The organism is Streptomyces corchorusii (assembly GCF_001514055.1).
Taxonomy (GTDB): domain Bacteria; phylum Actinomycetota; class Actinomycetes; order Streptomycetales; family Streptomycetaceae; genus Streptomyces; species Streptomyces olivaceoviridis.
In genome coordinates this window covers 83818-99331 of sequence record NZ_KQ948370.1, presented here as the reverse complement: position 1 = coordinate 99331, position 15514 = coordinate 83818, and the positions used below count along the sequence as shown (strand labels likewise).

Here is a 15514-nt window from a genome sequence, read left to right as displayed (position 1 = left end):
GGTGTCAGCGGGTGGGGGTCAGGACTCGGCGGAGGACGTCGAGGTCGAACCGCGCGAGGAGCATGGCGTGGTCGGAGACCGTCCGGACGTCGTCGGTTGCCAGAACCTCGAAGGCGGTCAGAGCCGGCGCGAGGTCGGGGGTGCAGTACATGCGGTCGATGCGCTGGGCGGGCCCCTGGTCGGTGCGCTTCAGGCTTGCCGTCGCCGCGAGGGCGCCGGGCTGGCCGAGGGCCGTGGCGGCGTGCAGCCCGAGGTCGATGAAGACGGGGTCGCCGCCGGAGAGGATCTCGTCCGGTCGGGTGTCCGAGACACGCCTGCCGGCGCGCTCGATGGTGCGGTGCTGGTAGTGCACGCGATCCTCGACCTTGCCCCAGTCCGGGAGCGCCACGGACTCCAGCTCCGCCTGATGTGGGTAGCTGTTGGCATCCATCCCCACCAGGGCGCTGCGTGAGTTGTCGGCGAGGGTGGTGAGCCGCCGCGCCTCGGTCGCGCGCATGTCCGGGTCGAAATGACACAAATGCGCCGAGGCGAGGTCGATCGACCTCGCGCAGCCTCTGAGGCGCACGCGGGGGTTGCAGATCGGCTTCCACGGCATGTCGTGTTCGAACTCGCCGTCGATGAAGAACAGGTTGGGGTCGACCATCACGCCGACCGGGTTGCGGCTGCGTCCTTCCCGCGGCGCGGTCATGAACGGCGTGAGGCCACCGAGCCGGTTGGCTTCGGCGTACAGGTCCGCCTTTCCGCGGTCCCACGCACCGGTCAGTTCCTGGCGCAGCACGACGTGCGGTTTGATGGAGGCGAGGATGTCGCGGGCCAGGTCGCGGTGGTCTTCCCCTCCGTGCCGGCCGCGGCCGTTGTGCTCGACGTTCCAGCACACGATGCGAATTTCGGTATCGAGGGCGGGTTCGGAAAAGGACAAGGGGTCATCTCCTGGGGCGGGTGGTGGGGCGCAGGACCGGTACGGGCGGATGGTGGCGGCGGTCACGCTGCGCGTTTATCGGGCGGGAGCGGGCCAGACCGCAGCGGGAGCGGATAAGGAGGCGATCAGGCCGTGCCGCTCGCGCAGACGGCGGGCCTGTTCGGCGTACGGGAGCAGACCCGCGCCGAGCCGCGGTCGTGTCACGCTGCGGTGTCATGTGCGGCGGGGGGAGTGTCTGGCGGAGTACTTGGCGAGTACGCTCTTGATCCGGTCGAGTCGCAGACCCATCCGGATGGCAATGACGCCGGGGCTTTCGCCCTGGCCATGGCGATAGAGGATCTCTGCGGAGGTGTGATCTCTGCTCTGGTAGAGGCGTAAGACCTCGAACACTTCTGCTGGCGGAATCTTTAGGGCCGTGGCGATGGAATAGCCCCCTTGCCCCTTGGCGGCTCGCGCGAGTATGTCCTGGTGTCGACGCTGCCACGCACTCGGCGACGGGATGTGCAGCGGCGGGGCTTCCGGGTCTGGGGCAGCGAGAATTTCCTGCCCGGCCTCATAGAGGCGGTTGAAAACGGCGCCCTCACTCAAGTGCAGGATTTCTGCCGTGACTGCGCTTGAGGCCACGATCCGGTAGACGGCGAGCAGTGTCTCTGTGTCGACACTCAGTGCGTCCGGCCTGACCCGAACTGGCAGGCCGGCGAGCGCGAGATGGTGGTGAACGAAACTGTTGGAGCGGCCGGTGAGCCGGGTGATGTCCTCCTTCATGTAGCCCTGCAGATGAAGGTCCACGACGGTGGAAGCGGGCAAGGGATTGGAAGGACGTAGGGGCTTGGCACGGAGCCCCCGCAGGGCCCCAGCATTGCGGAGCCGGTTGTACGCCGTGCTGTAGGAGATTCCGCACTCCTTGGCGATTGCGGGAATGCTCAGTCTGCTCTCGTACAGCTTTACCAGACGGGGAACATCCACCTCCTTACGGAGCCCCCGCAGGACGCCAGCATCGCGGAGCCGGTTGTACGCCGTGCCGTAGGAGATTCCGCACTCCTTGGCGATTGCGGGAACGCTCAGTCTGCTCTCGTACAGCTTTACCAGGCGGGGAACATCCACCTCCTGCTTCAGCGGCGTGCGACCTTCGCGTAGTTCGACACCGGCGCCGAGCAGTATCTTCCTCGCTTTCCTGTACGAGCATCCACAGAGCCAACCAACCCGGTCGATGCTGAGCCTCAGGTCGTACAGGGCCTCCATGGTGACTGCGATGGGGTCTGGTGACGGACCTGGATGAGTGACTTCCACGCCTTCGTTCCGCAGCTCCGAGTGAACCGTCGCAACCGTCTCCCCGTAGAGGTCCGCCAGATGGTCGGGTGAGAACCCGCCCGACTGATAAAGCACCGCCATTTCGGCAGCGCGGGTGGCGTGGCCTCGTCCAGCGCGTGGTTCCGGCCTCCTCGGCCGACGCGAAGTGGTTCCGTCGTAGAGGGGCGATACGAGCTGCTCGGACATGCGCCTTCCTTTTTGTGGCCTGAATGAGTTGAGAGGTGCTCGCGCTCGACAGGGAGCAGTCCAACTGCTTGCTCGGATGCATCAATCCGCTGTAATCAGACGCTGAAGCGCGCGGCCTCGTAGCGTCGTTTCCATACGACCGGCCCACGCAGCTCTTCCAAGGTGGGCAGAAATTCAGGCTGTGCCCACATCCTGTTGAAGGCCGTCAGTCCGACCGCGCCAATCGCCTGGTCGACGAATTCGGTCGCGTACCGCTGTCGGCGGTGCCGCTGGTCTGCGTCTCCGACGAGCAGGGCGCGCGCGATCCGGCGGTGCCATCGTCGTCGCTTGGGGTCTGCCGGATATAGGAGAGGACAGACCTGTTCGCTTGCCCATTTCGCATGGCCGGCGCTCAGGTAGGGAATCGGGTCGTCGGGGTCCGGGGGCACCGGCCAGCCCCGGTAGGGCAGGAAGCGTGCCTGACAGGCGGCTACCTGTGCCTGCGTGGCCAGGGTCTCGACCATGAGCGCGCACAGGCATCGTCGGTCGCGGGTCACTTTCTGGTGCTCAAGGGACTCGGGCATGATCAGCGTGGTGGGAAGGCCCGTGTCCGTGGTGATGTGGAGTGCTTCGGTGGACCGCCAGCGCACGTATGTCACCCATTCCACTTGCCCCGGATATACGGCAGCCCGCTGCACGTCCTCGCTTGTCAGATCGATGCCTGAGGTGTCGCGCTGGATCCGCTGTGCGACGAACAAAGCGAATTGCTTCGCCGCCGCGCCTCGGTCCATCAGCCGGACATTGAGGTCGGGAAGTGTGAGCCCCGTCGCCTTTTCGACGTAGGGAGTCGCCGTGTGAAGTATCTCGTTCATTGTCTGTGCCAGCAAGTCATTGCTGCCGGTTTCATCGACGACGCTGAGCGTGGTCATCTTTTCATTCCTGTGATGGTGGTGTCCGGTCTGGCGGTGAAGGCGCATAAGGCTGCCCATAAAGGAATGGGGGCAGTGAAGAGGTAGCCCGGGGGATCACGCGTGATCCAGTGCAGCGCTGTCCCGAGTGCGGCGCGGGCGCCTCGGGCGGGGATGGTCACATGCTGGCCGGCCAGGTAAGTGACGGCCTGCGGCCAGTCCATCGCGGGCGGCAGGGCGGCGGAGCCGGGCGGAACGAAAAAGTGCCAGCTGCCGTGATCCGCGAAGACGGCGCCGCAGCGTATGCCACGAACGCGCAGGGAGTGCAGTGCGAGGTGTCCGAGCGTCTCGTCGACGCGCACGAGGTCGAACCTCTCACCGGTCGGCACCGATGTGGGTGTGCAGCTGCGCCAGGCCTGGCCCAGGACGGTGGAGGCCTCCTCGCTCGGGTCCGGGGGACAAGGCGGCGTGCGCGTGTGCCCCCGCATGCGTTTGGTCGTTTCGGCGGGCGTGGCCAGCGGGCTCAGCATGAGTCGTCACCCGCCGCCGCAGCAGCAGCGGTGGCTGCCTGGCGGAGAGGGACGGTGCAGCGGATCAGGTGGACAAGGCCGGGCCGCGGCTCGGCCGGCATCTCGACACGGGCCACCCGCTGTCCCGGATTGCACCATCCGGCGCCGTAACCGCAGATCTCCCAGCCCAGATCCTCCGCGTGGCGCAGGAGGTGTTGCCCCGGGCCCGGCGCGTCCTGGTGGCAGTCCGGGATCTCCGCCCGCACACAGGGCACGCCGAGACGGGCGGCGAAGTCCGTCGCCCACAGGGTCATCAGCCGGCCGACGCCAGCCGTCCCGGGGATGCTGTGTGCGTGGGTGATCAGCAGGCCCGGCCTGTGTGCCCGTGGTCCCCAGTGCCGTAGGTCGGGGCTGCGGTGCAGTAGCAGGCACCCGATAAGTGCGGCGTCCTCGAACAGGCCCACCGGCTCGGTCAGCCTGTCGGGGACCAAGTAGCTGGCGGGGGCCTGGACGTTGTGAGGGAGGCCGCGTAGGACGAGCGAGCCGATGCGGTGCAGGTCGAGGACACTGGCCTCGGCCTGCTGGGAGCGGGTAGACAGCGGGCGTGCCTCGTATGGGGGTCCGGCGAGTACTTCAGCGCTCATCGGCTTGTCTCTCCCGGGGCCGTGGCGGCGTTGAGCAGGGTCCAGGAGTGGGCCCAGATGATGAGGTCCGTTTCGTCTTGGGCGCGGGCGGCGGCCTTCAGGGCCCTGATCCGTCTTTCCAGCGCGCCGGGTGTGAGACCGGCGGCGCAGGCAGCCTCCTTACGGTTGCTGTGCCGGGCCAGGACACACAGCACCTCGATGTCCTGCTCTGGGAGGTCGGGAGCGTTGCCTTGCGGTGCTGGCGGCTGGAACTGCCCGGATGCGAGAAGGGCGTGGACGAGGACGTGCAGCAGAGCGCGAGGCGGGCAGCCGAGCAGGGCGCGCAAGGATCTGATGTGTCTTTGGACGGTCTCAGGTTTCAGGTGCAGCCTGCCGGCGATGTCGTCGGGGCGGATTCCCCATACGAGGTGCAGGGCGACGCGTCGCTGGGTTGGGCTCAGCTGTGCGCTCGTGCCAGTGGTGGTCATGGTGGGCTATCCGGGTCGGTGGGGAATCAATGCGTGCGGGCCGGGACGCCCGGGGCCGGCCAGGCAGGCCGGCCGCCGGACGCAGGAGGGTTACTGGATGGTGGGCACGGCGGTGAGGCCCGGTTCTGTGCTCCGCTGGCCGGGCAGCGACAGGGTGACCTGAGGCATCAGTCTCCGCGCCGCGAGGGCCAGGCCAACGTGGCTGAACGCCTGTGGGAAGTTGCCCACCTGACGCTTCGACCGTGGGTCCCACTCCTCCGCGAGCAGTCCCAGGTCGTTGCGCAGCCCGAGGAGCTTGTCGAACAGGTGGCGGGCCTCATCGGTGCGGCCGATCATCGCCAGAGCCTCCACCATCCAGAAAGCGCACAGCAGGAAGGCGCCTTCGTCGCCGGGCAGGCCGTCGACGCCTGCGTCTTCGCCCTCCGTTGGGTAGCGCAGGATGAACCCGTCCGGGGTGGACAGCTCGCGCTGGATGGCCTCGATGGTGCCGATCACCCGCTTGTCGTCCGGCGGCAGGAAGCCCATCTGCGGGATGAGCAGCAGGGAGGCGTCCAGCTCCTGGGAGCCGTAGGACTGGGTGAAGGTGTTGCGCTCCTTGTCGTAGCCCTTCTCGCACACGTCCCGGTGGATGTCGTCGCGTAGTTCCTTCCAGCGCTCCAGCGGGCCGTCGCCGTCGCCGGACTCGATCAGCTTGATCGCGCGGTCGACGGCGACCCACGCCATGACCTTGGAGTGCACGAAGTGCCGGCGCGGACCGCGCACCTCCCAGATCCCTGCGTCCGGCTCGGCCCAGCGCTGTTCCAGGTGGGCGACGAGCCGCAGCTGCAACTGGGTGCCCTGCGGGTCCGGTTCGAGGCCGGCCATGCGGGCCTGGTGCAGAGCGTCCAGCACCTCGCCATACACATCCAGCTGGAGCTGGGTGGCGGCGCCGTTGCCGATGTGGACCGGCGCGGAGTTCTCATACCCGGGCAGCCAGTCCAGCTCGGTTTCGACGAGCTGGCGTTCGCCGGCGATGCCGTACATGATCTGCAGGCTGTCCAGGTCCTCGGCGATCACCCGGACCAGCCACGTGCGCCAGGCGCGCGCCTCGTCCAGGTAGCCCAGCGACACCAGCGCGACTACCGTCATGGCGGCGTCGCGCAGCCAGGTGTAGCGGTAGTCCCAGTTGCGCACGCCGCCGATGGCCTCGGGCAGGGACGTGGTCGGTGCCGCCACGATGGCGCCGGTCGGCGCGTAGGTGAGTGCCTTGAGTGTGAGTGCCGAGCGGGTCACCGCCTCCTCGTGCGGGCCCTGGTAGGTCGACCGGGCTGCCCACGTCTGCCAGTACGCCTCCGTGCGCAGCAGAGCGGCGCGGGCGTCGGGCGGTACCGGCGCCACGGATTCGTCGCTCTGCCAGGTCAAGGCGAAGGTGACGGTGTCTCCCTCCCCGACCGTGAACTCCCCGCTGCCGGCGACGGTGCTGTCCGCGCTGGTGTCCAGGCAGAGCACGCCGTTGCTCACGGAGAAGACGGTGCGGCCGCCCGTCTGGCGGTGGGCGGCGGTGTATTGCCCGTAGTTGACGGTCGTATGCAGTACGGAGCGCATCCGGACCCGGCCGGTGACGCCCTCGACGATCCGGATCAGGCTCGGTGCATCGTCGCCGGTGGGCATGAGGTCCGTGACACGCACGGTGCCGTGCCCGGGCACGTGCCACTCCGTGTCCAGGATGAGTGAGTGCGCGCGGTAGCGGCGGCTGCTGGCGACCGGGGGAAGGGTGCCCTCGGCGTGTGCGGGGCCGATCCGCCAGAAGCCGTGCTGCTTGTCTCCGAGGATGCCGGCGAAGACGGCGGGCGAGTCGAAGCGGGGCAGGCACAGCCAGTCCACCGAGCCGTCCCGGCTAACCAGTGCGGCGGTCTGCATGTCTCCGATGAGTGCGTAGTCCTCGATACGGTGTGACATATGGGGTGAATCCGTTCATGTGTGGCGTAGTGCGGGTCGTGTGTGGTGCTTGGGTAGTTCAGGACGCCGGTCTTCGGCTCGACCGGGCGCGGCTGGCGCAGTGGCACGGGGCAGGCGCCAGGCGGTGCCTGCCGGGAGGCATCGCCCGTGGCCCGGGGCGCGTGTCAGCAGGGCGTGCTAGGCAGTGGCTCCCCTCGGTTCCCTGTCAGCGAGAGGCGTTCTTCGACCGTGCGCATGTGCGCGCGCAGGGCTGGTGCGAGGTCTACGTGCTCGCCGGCCTTGAACCGCCTGTTCCAGTGAACGGCGATCACCGATTGGGCGTACAGCCCAGCGGGCGAATCGAGTTGGTCGCCGAAGTGCTCCGTGACGCGGGCGGCTACGTCGGGGGTGTCCAGGCTGGAGAGGAGGAGGCCGGCGGCGTCGGCGAAGCGGGGGCCGCATCCGATGTAGTCCCAGTCGAAAAGCACGGCCCGAGCACCGGCCGCTCCGAGGTTCGCCGCACACATGTCGCCGTGTGACGGAACCCATGACGCTAGGTCGACAGCTCCTACCGAGCGGGCTGCCGCCTCCTGCCAGGCAACGGTCGCCAGCCCGGCTGACGCCGCTCCTTGGAGGCTGTCGAGTGCGGCACGCAGGTCGGCCCACCAGGCTGCCGGCAGGTCGGCTACCCATTCAGGGGCAACCCGGGTGGGGCTGAAGGATCGCACGGGAAGCCGAGATGCCAGCTCGGCTTGGTAGGCGAAATCGTCGCACGTCCAAGTCTCTTGGGCTATCAGGACCGGCCGGAGGACTGGCAGGCCGGTCATGACCCGTTCTGCGGTCGCGACACCCGACCAGGTCGGCGGAGCCGCCTTGCCAGCCGGCCGCGACCGCAACTTCATCCAGAGCTGAGCACCAGAGGTGTCCAGCACCGGCAACGATAGGGAACCGCCCCGCCAGCCCCAGACACATTCGGTGCCGTCGACCACGACACCCAGAACGGCGGCGCCGTGTCGGGCCTGTACGTGCAGCCGGTCCCGGGCGTCCTCCGGCAGCGGCAGCCCCAGCATTTCGCTGCTCATTCGAGACGCTACGAGGGCTGGGACAGCCACCGAGGACGCTTTCGGCTTGGTCATGCACTGCTCCCTGCGGGCATTGGGGTGGTGGGCACCTCGGTGCGCGGGGTGTATCCCCGACCGAGTTCGGTTTGGGCTGCAGTCGGCGCCGTTGTGCGGGCAGCCTCGGGCACGATCCCGCGGCTCAGCGCGGAGATGAGGGTGGGTAGCCGGTGCTCGGCAAGGTGCCAGGCCTCTGCAATGTCCCGTGGGAGCGGCGCGTCTCCTCGATGCGGCCGCGGATGGACTTGGTTGTGTTGGACCTCGACTTGCGGTGAGCTGAGCCATGTCCTGGCCTGTCAGTCGGCAGTCCTTCTTGGTCCGACGTTGGTCGAGGCCGTCGCCCATCGGCGGACCGACGGGTCTGTCCGTCCCCTGGTCCGCAGAGTGGGACATGCCCATGGGGAACTCCTCTTGAAGCATGTGTGGGATCAGGGCTGTGGGTGCATCAGCTGGGCGAGGTCACCCTTTGCCGGTGCGTCACGCGAGGCCAGCCAGCCGGCGTGAGCCTGGGGTCGGCTGTGGGCCAAGTCCGAGCCGTTTGGTGTGACGGCTCTGCCGCCTGAGCTGTGTACGGCGAGCGCGGCGCTGGCGTAGTCCCAGGGGGTTGCTCTCTCCACGGCTGCTGGAGGGCAGGCGGCGGCTCGTGCGCGACCGAGTGCCACGAAAGTCATCGCGATGCTCGCGGTGCACACGGCCGCGATGGGCCGGTCAGGCAGAAGCATCCGGGCTTGTTCGACGTGGCGAGGACTAATCAGCACGGTGTCCGAATCGAACGCCGGCAGTTGCTCGATGTCCCCACTGACAGTCAGCGCGGCCCGATCGGTGCTCACGCGGACGTGGAAGGCGGGCAGGTCCGTGATGCCCTGGACGGGGAATCCTCGTTGGATGCGGCAGGCGGTGATCGAGAAATGCGGACTGCCCGCCAGGAACGCGGCGGCACCATCGAGCGGGTTGAGCAGGACACAGTCATCGGGAAGCGCACACAAAGTGCCGTGGTGGCGCGTGGCGGCGATGACCGGCAGATCGGGCCAGACCTCGTTGACGGAGCTGGTGATCAGTTCCCGAAGGTGCAGGTGAAGGTCGGTCACAGGACGGAGCCCGCGGCTGCGGAACGCTGCGATGTCGTCTGCTGCCTGGGTGAACACGCCGCCGAGCACGGTGTCCAGGGATATCGCTTGTGTGGCACCTGTCATGCGCGGTCCCCTCGCTCAGCAGCACGCAGCAGTGCAGCCAGGGACTCCTCGGGGCCGTGGGCCACGTCCAGTTGCCGCTCAAACAGCGCACTCTGCTCGCGGGTTCGCGGGCCGTTGGTGTATGTCACCGGAAGCAGTTGCTCGCTGACGCACACGGCGATGCCGTCGTCGAGGGTGCGTTCGCTGCCCGCTGGCACGAAGGGGAGGTCGTGGTCGGGCAGGCGCAGGGTGACCGTCATGCCGGCCTCCTGACCGATGGGCCGTCCGACGGGGCGGCCGCCGGGTTGCGGCGTCCGCCGGTGGCCGCTCTCGAACGGGACCAGAGCATGGCCTGTCGCAGTTGGTCGGCGCTGGCGGCGGTCGGCAGGGAGTGACGGATGGCAGCCTGAATGATCTGCCGGTCCTGCAGCGCGGGGTGCCCGTTGCGCGCCAGGAAGCGCTCCTGGAGAGTGTGCCTGACGTACAGCTGGCGGCGTGCACGTTCTGCTGCGCTTCCTTCCCGGCTTCCCGCCGTCAGCGTCCACTCGGTCAGCCACCCCTCAAGAGGTGCGAACTGTGAGTGGACGAGACGCACGGTGATGGCCCTGCGATCGACAAGGCGAATCAGCTGCGCGAGTAGCTCGGCGGGCGCCCTCTCCAGTGCGCCCTCGTGTAGCAGCAGTACTGTCCTGCAGTGGTGCGTGGCGCGGCCCCGAGCCGGGGTGCCGGGGGCCGTTGCGTCGACGACAGGCAGGAGCAGGCCGGTGCTGAAGATCAGGGTCTCTTGCGAGGCCTCCCTCAGCGCGGACACCCACGAGCCACTCTGGACTACGTCGACTTGGGCCTGGTGGGCGTGTCCCATTCGCAGCAGCGCGGTTGCCACCTGCACGTCCTCCCCGGGCGCGCCGTAGGCGTGCAACAGCGTCCGGGCGGTCTCCTCCGTCAGAGGAGACCGCGTCAGCTCTATGCCGTGCAGGCGTTTGTTTGATATGGCTGTGAGTTCTCGGGCGCGCTGGTAGGACAAGCCCGCTGCGATGCGGTAGTGGCGCATGAGGGAGCCGGTGATCAGGTGCGGCACTGAAGGGCTGTCACACCGCGGAAGACACGGTCCGGGCTGGAGGATGTCAGCCGGGGCCGGTTGGTCTTGCGGAGCAGTCGGGGAGTGGTTCATGGGGGGTCTCTGTGAGGCAGCAGGGTCAGCGGGTGGGCGACAGGATGCGGTAGACGGTGGCGAGGCCGATCACCGCGGTCGGATGGCCGTGCAGTCACGCTGCGCCGGCCATCAAGGAGAAGGCGGTCAGGGCGGTCGCGTCATTGATGCGACTGGACGGGGTGCGAAGGCGTTGACGCAGGCCGTTCGTCGCCACGGCGACGGGAGGCAGCCCGAGTTCCGCGCGACGAGCATTGACTGTGGCTGGCTCGCGCACGGGATACAGCTCCACACCATGTGGGCCGCCGCGGTACTGGGTGCCGTACTCCTGCATGGTGTGGCCGCTTGTGAGCAGGGCCCGATCATGGAGGTGAGCCCACTGCCACGGCGGGGCGTCGTCGTCCTGCGCGGCACGGTGCATGAGGCGCGCGGCGGAACGCTGCAATTCGGGGTCGTCGTCGGCGTGCAGCGCGAGTTGCCAGGCGGCGCGGCAGCCGTTCCGGCCTACGAGCCGGTGGCCGGGCCAGTCGTGCTCGGCCAGGATGCGCCGCAAGACCCTGGCGTTGACGTGGTCGACATGACGGCCACGCCCGAGCTGGATGCCGTCCAGCTCGTTACGAATGCGTCGTGACCAGTGGGGACTCGCCTGTTCAGCACGAGCGATCAGATCGCGGGCGAGGTGGGGACGCAGCGGTTCTGTGCTCATAGGGTCCCCCCATCGTCTCCGGGCGGAACGGCGATGGCGCAGCGGATGAGGGGTGTCAGACCGGGGCGTGCCTCTGCACGCAACTCCAGCTGAACGACACGTTCATCCGTTTCTCCATGTCCCAACCCGCGCATTTGCCAACCCATGTCTGTCACACGGCGGAGGAGCCGGGCGAGCCAGTCCGCGTTTCGGTGATCGGCCGGCGCTTCGGCGCGTACGTGTGGCAGGCCTGAGCGGGCAGCGTAGTCGCTGGCCCACAAGGTGATCAGGCGAACGGCGTCGTCAGGACGATCGGGCAGCGTATGGAGTTGACGAAGGAACAGGTTGGAACCCGCGCCCTTGCTGCCCCAGTGTGAAAGGCCGGACCTCCGGTCGTGGAAGAGGCAGCCGATCAGGACGTCGTCATCGAAGAGGCCGATGGGCACGTGCTGCTCGTCACGAAAGAGCGCTGGGATGTTGTCCGCTTGCGCTGGCAGTGGCAGGTTCCTTCTGGCGAGCCAGTGCATGCGCTCCTCCACCAGGGCGCTGGCCTCGGCACGCGCGCCCCCGCTCTGTAGCGGTCGCATCTCGTACGCCGATCCGGCGGCCGATACAGGACGGGTGCTACCCGGGGGGTGCTGCCCGATTGGGTTCGGCGTTCGAGGGTTGCTCATCGGCCGGCCCCTGAAGTGTCCGCCTGGGCCTGTGCCGGGCCGAGGAGCTGCCATGCGTGGCCGAGGACGACAAGCCGCAAGATGTCGTTAGCGCCCGCGCGGGCCACGAGAGCCTCAATATGGGTTTTGACGTCGCGGGGAGCGATACGGGCCGCCTTGGCGACGTCGATCCAGTGTTGGTGTTCGGCGAGTGCTCGCAGCAGCCGGATCTCATCGACGCTGAAGGCCGGGGCCGGGTGAATCGCCTGAAGTGTCACTTGGCCGGAGCTGAGGATCGCGTGCACGAGGATGTGCAGTGCGGCGCGCGGGCAGTGCAGCTTTGTTCGCAGGCTGCGGAGGTATGCCTTGACCGTGGACGGGGCCAGGTGCGCGCGAGCTGCGATCTCAGCGGGGGCCAGGCCGCGTATCAGGTGCTCGGCGATGCGCTTCTCCCCTGGCGTGAGAGGTGTGGTCGGGGCAGTGGTAGTGGTCACGACGGGCTTCCGGGTCGGTGGTTGGTCAGCGTGCGAGTTGGACGCTCGGGTTGTTCTGAGCCGCGCTGAGACGTTGTGTCAGGCGGCGGGCCTGCTCAAGGGGCATGTGGACGGTGAGGCGATCCGGTTCATGGGCGCAGCCGGGCTCTGTCGCCGCATCGACCTCGGATCCGACGACTCCGGTGATCAGCTACCTGATGCGTTCGGTGAGACGGCGGACTCCTCGTCGGCGGTGAAGGTCGAGGCCGGCGCTGACGTTTGGCGTGCCAAGCCGGGATGCGAGCGTGACCGCCGAGCCGACCTGGTCATCGCAGAGGTCGAGTATGTGGGGGACGGCATCTGGTGCCGCCAGCCCTCTTACCGGGGGAGGGGGTGAGGGCTGGCGGCCGGGTCCGTGCGCAGCGATGGATTCACGGGGCGCTGCGCACGGGGGTTTTATGCGGGGTGTGGTCGGCGCGCGTCCAGGCGGTTTCGGGGAGGCGGACGGACCACTGGATGGGGTCCTCGTGCAGAGCTGCGTCGGCGAGCCGGATGCGTTGGACTTCACCGGTTCCGGCGGGTGGGTAGGTGTATTGGATGTCGCGCCACAAACGCTGGAGGGGGTAGTCGGTGCTGAACGCCTGTCCGCCGTGCAGTTCCATGGCGTCCTGGGCGGACTGCACCGCGTAGGAGTGACCTCGGTACTTGGCGTTGATCAGCTCCGCGTCGCAGGCCAAGCTGTGGTCGCGGAGGTGAACGGCCTGGTAGGTCAGGACGCGCGCGTCCCGCAGGCGGGATTCCATCTCGCCGATGCGGCCTCGTATCACCGGATGGTCGGACAGTGAGCCGCCGTAGCGGGGGCGGTTCTTCAGGTAGGAGGCGGTGGTTTCCACGAGCACCTCGTGCAGTCCGAGACTGATCGCTGCGAGGTTGGCGCGACCGTAGAGGATGCTGCTGCTCTGGGCGACGTCCAGGCCGTGGCCGACTTCGCCCACCCTGTTCTCGTCCGGTACGCGGACGTGGTCGAGGCCGAGGCGGCCGGCGGAGAAGCCGTGTAGTCCGAGCCCCGCCTGGTGGTCGGCGACCGTAAGCCCCGTGCGGTCGGACTCGACCATGAAGGCGGTGAGAGCCCGGGACGCGCTCACTCCCGGCTTAGCGGTGCGGGCGATGACGAGATGAGCGCCTGCCAGGTGGGCGTTGCCTATGTGGACTTTACTGCCAGTGATCATCCATTCGGGGCCGTCGCGTTCGGCTGTCGTCTCGATGCCGCCGATGTGGCCGCCGGCGTCCGGCTCGGTGGAGGCGATCGACAGAAGTTGAGACCCGTCCGCGACCCGCGGCAGCCAGTGTTTCTTCTGCTCAGGGGTGGCGAAGTTGATCAGGGCGCCTACGGGGATGAGGGTGGCCTGGAGGATGGCGGCGGCAGCTGCAGAGACGCGGGCGATCCGGTGGATCAGGATGGTTTTGGCGACGTGTCCGGCGCCCATGCCGCCGTACTCGGCGGGGACTGTCACGGCGAACCAGCTGCGGCTTGCGAGAAGGCTGGCGACCTTGCGTTCCACTCGGCCGGGCGCTGCTTCCATGCGTGTCACGCGCGGGGCGATGTCCTCGGCCGCGAAGATGTCGGCCTCCTGCCACAGAGCTATGTGGCGGGGGGTGAGGTAAGGCTGGAGTGCTGATGGGGGCGGGGTGGTGGGCATGGTCGTCTCCCTGTGCCTGAACGAAGAGTGCTGGCTGGGACTTCCGGAGTGAGGGGGTGAAAAGAGGGGCGTCAGTGGCTGGAACCGCCGGTTGGAATGGGAAGAGCCAACGCGCGGACCGTTGCCCGAAACCGGCGGTGCTCTTGTGCTGGGCACGTGTCGGACATCGTGCGGTTCCCCTCCCTGGTGGTCACTCGTGGCGTGTGGCGAGGTGGACGGCGGCTACGGGGTGATGCCGGCGCGCCGGTACAGGAAGTCCATGACCTGGTCGCGGTGGCGCTTGATGAGTTCGAGAGAGGTGCGGCCGGTCTTCAGGTCCCGCGGCTCCAGGCCCACGAAGCAGACGGTGCCGAGGACGGTGTCGCGGTGGAGGAGGGGGGCACCGGCGTAGGTACGGATCCCGAGCAGGTCGGTCACCGGGTTGCCTGCGGAGCGCGGGTTGGAGAACACGTCGGGCAGGACCCGGGGAATCTTGAGGCGGACCACTTCGGGGCAGAAGCCGTGGGCGAGGGGCATGGTGCGCCCGACGGCCGGCAGGTCGCTGTCGCCATGGGGCGTGTGGAGGCCGAAGAACTGCTGCTCGGCGCCGAAGATGTTGACCATGGCGTAGGGTGCATCGGCCTCCTGCGCCAGTTCCGTTGCGAAGGCGTCGAGCTGGGCGTCCGGGCCGGTGAGGCGGAAGGCACGCAGCAGGGCCTCGTGGTTGGGGTGCTGCCCGGCGAGGTGCAGGGTGTCGGCGGGGAGAGTCATGCGGGGGCTCCGGTCATCAAGGGGCGGCGGCGGTTGAGACTGTGCGTGACGAGCGTGATCAGGACGTTCTTGGCGGAGGCGCGCTGGCGGACATCGCATGGGATGACGGGGACGTCCGGGCCCAGTTCGAGGGCCTCGCGGACCTCGTCGGGTTCGTAGCGGTCAGCACCGTCGAACTGGTTGACGGCCACCAGAAAGGGAAGGGCCTGCTCCTCGAAGTAGCCGACCGCGGCGAAGGAGTCCTCCAGACGCCGTGTGTCTGCCAGCACGACCGCGCCGACCGCGCCGCGGGAAAGTTCGTCCCAGGTGAACCAGAAGCGTTCCTGTCCTGGTGTGCCGAACAGGAACAGGATCATGGTCCGGTTCGGGCTGGGGAAGGTGATCCGGCCGAAGTCCATGGCCACGGTCGTGGTGATCTTGCCCTCCACGCCGTGGAGATCGTCGACGCCCTCGCCGGCGGAGGTGAGGACCTCCTCGGTCGTCAGCGGCGGGATCTCGCTGAGGGTTGCCACCAAAGTGGTCTTGCCGACGCCGAAACCGCCGGCGATCACGATCTTCAGTTCGGCCACGGGAACGCGCGCGTCCCGCCGGGGCGCGAGGTCAGAGCTTTTGCAGGCCTTCAAGCAGTGCCTCCAGGAGTTCTTTGTCGACAATTTCCCTGGCAAAGCTGACAGGGTTGGCCAGTTCCAGCGCGTCGCAGTCGAGGAGGTCCCCGACCAGGACCTTCACGATCTGGGCCGGCTGCTGGAGCAGCCCGGCGATCTCGGCGATGGAGCGCATGGTGCCGCTGCAGTGCACCAGCAGTGACTCGCTCTCCGGGCTCAGCCCGGACAGCGAACGGGCAGAGGGGCGGGCGATGAGACAGGTGGTGAGATCCAGCAGGTGCGGTGAGCTGGTTCGTCCCCCTGTGAGGGTGTAGGGGCGTACGTCTCGTAAGGAACTGTCGGACCAGCTGCTGTCCGGCGTCACCACA

Annotated in this window: 19 protein-coding genes; 1 reads left to right on the top strand and 18 read right to left on the bottom strand. The window is 68.1% G+C overall.

Features of this window, described 5'->3' with window-relative positions; genetic code table 11:
• Nucleotides 1-4 precede the first annotated feature (4 nt).
• The 14 genes from AQJ11_RS37735 to AQJ11_RS37670 form a co-directional block, all read right to left on the bottom strand.
• Entirely contained in the window at nt 5-985 is a 981-nt protein-coding gene (locus tag AQJ11_RS37735) for an endonuclease/exonuclease/phosphatase family protein (protein ID WP_244218552.1), read from the bottom strand.
• A 147-nt stretch (nt 986-1132) separates the two neighbouring features.
• Nucleotides 1133-2416, bottom strand: coding sequence for a hypothetical protein (locus tag AQJ11_RS37730; RefSeq protein ID WP_159061757.1), 1284 nt, complete (start codon nt 2414-2416; stop codon nt 1133-1135).
• Between the two features lie 95 nt (nt 2417-2511).
• Nucleotides 2512-3324 carry a zinc-dependent metalloprotease gene (locus AQJ11_RS37725; protein WP_059266308.1) on the bottom strand — a complete coding sequence of 271 codons (813 nt, stop codon included), beginning with the start codon at nt 3322-3324 and terminating at the stop codon, nt 2512-2514.
• On the bottom strand, nt 3321-3833 hold the full coding sequence (locus AQJ11_RS49460) for a hypothetical protein (RefSeq protein WP_059266307.1): 513 nt from the start codon (nt 3831-3833) through the stop codon (nt 3321-3323). Before AQJ11_RS49460 ends, AQJ11_RS37725 begins: the two co-directional genes overlap by 4 nt.
• Nucleotides 3827-4456: a hypothetical protein gene (locus AQJ11_RS37715; RefSeq protein ID WP_059266306.1), complete on the bottom strand. Its 630-nt coding sequence runs from the start codon at nt 4454-4456 to the stop codon at nt 3827-3829. The genes AQJ11_RS49460 and AQJ11_RS37715 overlap by 7 nt, the downstream gene beginning before the upstream one ends.
• Nucleotides 4453-4923: a helix-turn-helix domain-containing protein gene (locus AQJ11_RS37710; protein WP_059266305.1), complete on the bottom strand. Its 471-nt coding sequence runs from the start codon at nt 4921-4923 to the stop codon at nt 4453-4455. The genes AQJ11_RS37715 and AQJ11_RS37710 overlap by 4 nt, the downstream gene beginning before the upstream one ends.
• Before the next feature lie 90 nt (nt 4924-5013).
• The gene (locus tag AQJ11_RS37705; protein WP_079082584.1) at nt 5014-6861 is read right to left on the bottom strand and encodes a glycoside hydrolase family 15 protein; all 1848 of its coding nucleotides are present in this window, start codon (nt 6859-6861) and stop codon (nt 5014-5016) included.
• Between the two features lie 164 nt (nt 6862-7025).
• Entirely contained in the window at nt 7026-7976 is a 951-nt protein-coding gene (locus AQJ11_RS37700) for a phosphotransferase (RefSeq protein ID WP_159061756.1), read from the bottom strand.
• A gap of 410 nt (nt 7977-8386) precedes the next feature.
• Entirely contained in the window at nt 8387-9151 is a 765-nt protein-coding gene (locus tag AQJ11_RS37695) for an inositol monophosphatase family protein (protein WP_059266303.1), read from the bottom strand.
• Nucleotides 9148-9390, bottom strand: coding sequence for a hypothetical protein (locus AQJ11_RS37690; protein ID WP_059266302.1), 243 nt, complete (start codon nt 9388-9390; stop codon nt 9148-9150). Before AQJ11_RS37690 ends, AQJ11_RS37695 begins: the two co-directional genes overlap by 4 nt.
• The gene (locus tag AQJ11_RS37685; protein WP_059266301.1) at nt 9387-10208 is read right to left on the bottom strand and encodes a helix-turn-helix domain-containing protein; all 822 of its coding nucleotides are present in this window, start codon (nt 10206-10208) and stop codon (nt 9387-9389) included. Before AQJ11_RS37685 ends, AQJ11_RS37690 begins: the two co-directional genes overlap by 4 nt.
• 187 nt (nt 10209-10395) lie before the next feature.
• Nucleotides 10396-10986 carry a DUF6624 domain-containing protein gene (locus AQJ11_RS47260; protein WP_079082582.1) on the bottom strand — a complete coding sequence of 197 codons (591 nt, stop codon included), beginning with the start codon at nt 10984-10986 and terminating at the stop codon, nt 10396-10398.
• A complete protein-coding gene (locus AQJ11_RS47255; RefSeq protein WP_244218551.1) occupies nt 10983-11492 on the bottom strand; it encodes a hypothetical protein in 510 nt (169 codons plus the stop codon). The genes AQJ11_RS47260 and AQJ11_RS47255 overlap by 4 nt, the downstream gene beginning before the upstream one ends.
• Nucleotides 11493-11635: 143 nt before the next feature.
• Nucleotides 11636-12112 carry a LuxR C-terminal-related transcriptional regulator gene (locus tag AQJ11_RS37670; protein ID WP_059266298.1) on the bottom strand — a complete coding sequence of 159 codons (477 nt, stop codon included), beginning with the start codon at nt 12110-12112 and terminating at the stop codon, nt 11636-11638.
• A 106-nt stretch (nt 12113-12218) separates the two neighbouring features.
• On the opposite strand from AQJ11_RS37670, the gene AQJ11_RS37665 reads away from it, so the two are divergent.
• Nucleotides 12219-12488: a hypothetical protein gene (locus AQJ11_RS37665; protein WP_159061755.1), complete on the top strand. Its 270-nt coding sequence runs from the start codon at nt 12219-12221 to the stop codon at nt 12486-12488.
• A gap of 34 nt (nt 12489-12522) precedes the next feature.
• Here AQJ11_RS37665 and AQJ11_RS37660 read toward each other — a convergent pair whose 3' ends face one another.
• From AQJ11_RS37660 to AQJ11_RS45165, 4 genes are all read right to left on the bottom strand, one after another.
• Nucleotides 12523-13791, bottom strand: coding sequence for an acyl-CoA dehydrogenase family protein (locus tag AQJ11_RS37660; RefSeq protein ID WP_059266296.1), 1269 nt, complete (start codon nt 13789-13791; stop codon nt 12523-12525).
• Nucleotides 13792-14013: 222 nt separating this feature from the next.
• Nucleotides 14014-14541 carry a GAF domain-containing protein gene (locus tag AQJ11_RS37655; RefSeq protein ID WP_059266295.1) on the bottom strand — a complete coding sequence of 176 codons (528 nt, stop codon included), beginning with the start codon at nt 14539-14541 and terminating at the stop codon, nt 14014-14016.
• Complete coding sequence (locus AQJ11_RS37650) at nt 14538-15110, bottom strand: GTP-binding protein (protein WP_244218550.1); 573 nt, start codon at nt 15108-15110, stop codon at nt 14538-14540. Before AQJ11_RS37650 ends, AQJ11_RS37655 begins: the two co-directional genes overlap by 4 nt.
• A 31-nt stretch (nt 15111-15141) precedes the next feature.
• Nucleotides 15142-15510 carry a DUF742 domain-containing protein gene (locus tag AQJ11_RS45165; RefSeq protein ID WP_159061754.1) on the bottom strand — a complete coding sequence of 123 codons (369 nt, stop codon included), beginning with the start codon at nt 15508-15510 and terminating at the stop codon, nt 15142-15144.
• Nucleotides 15511-15514: the final 4 nt, after the last annotated feature.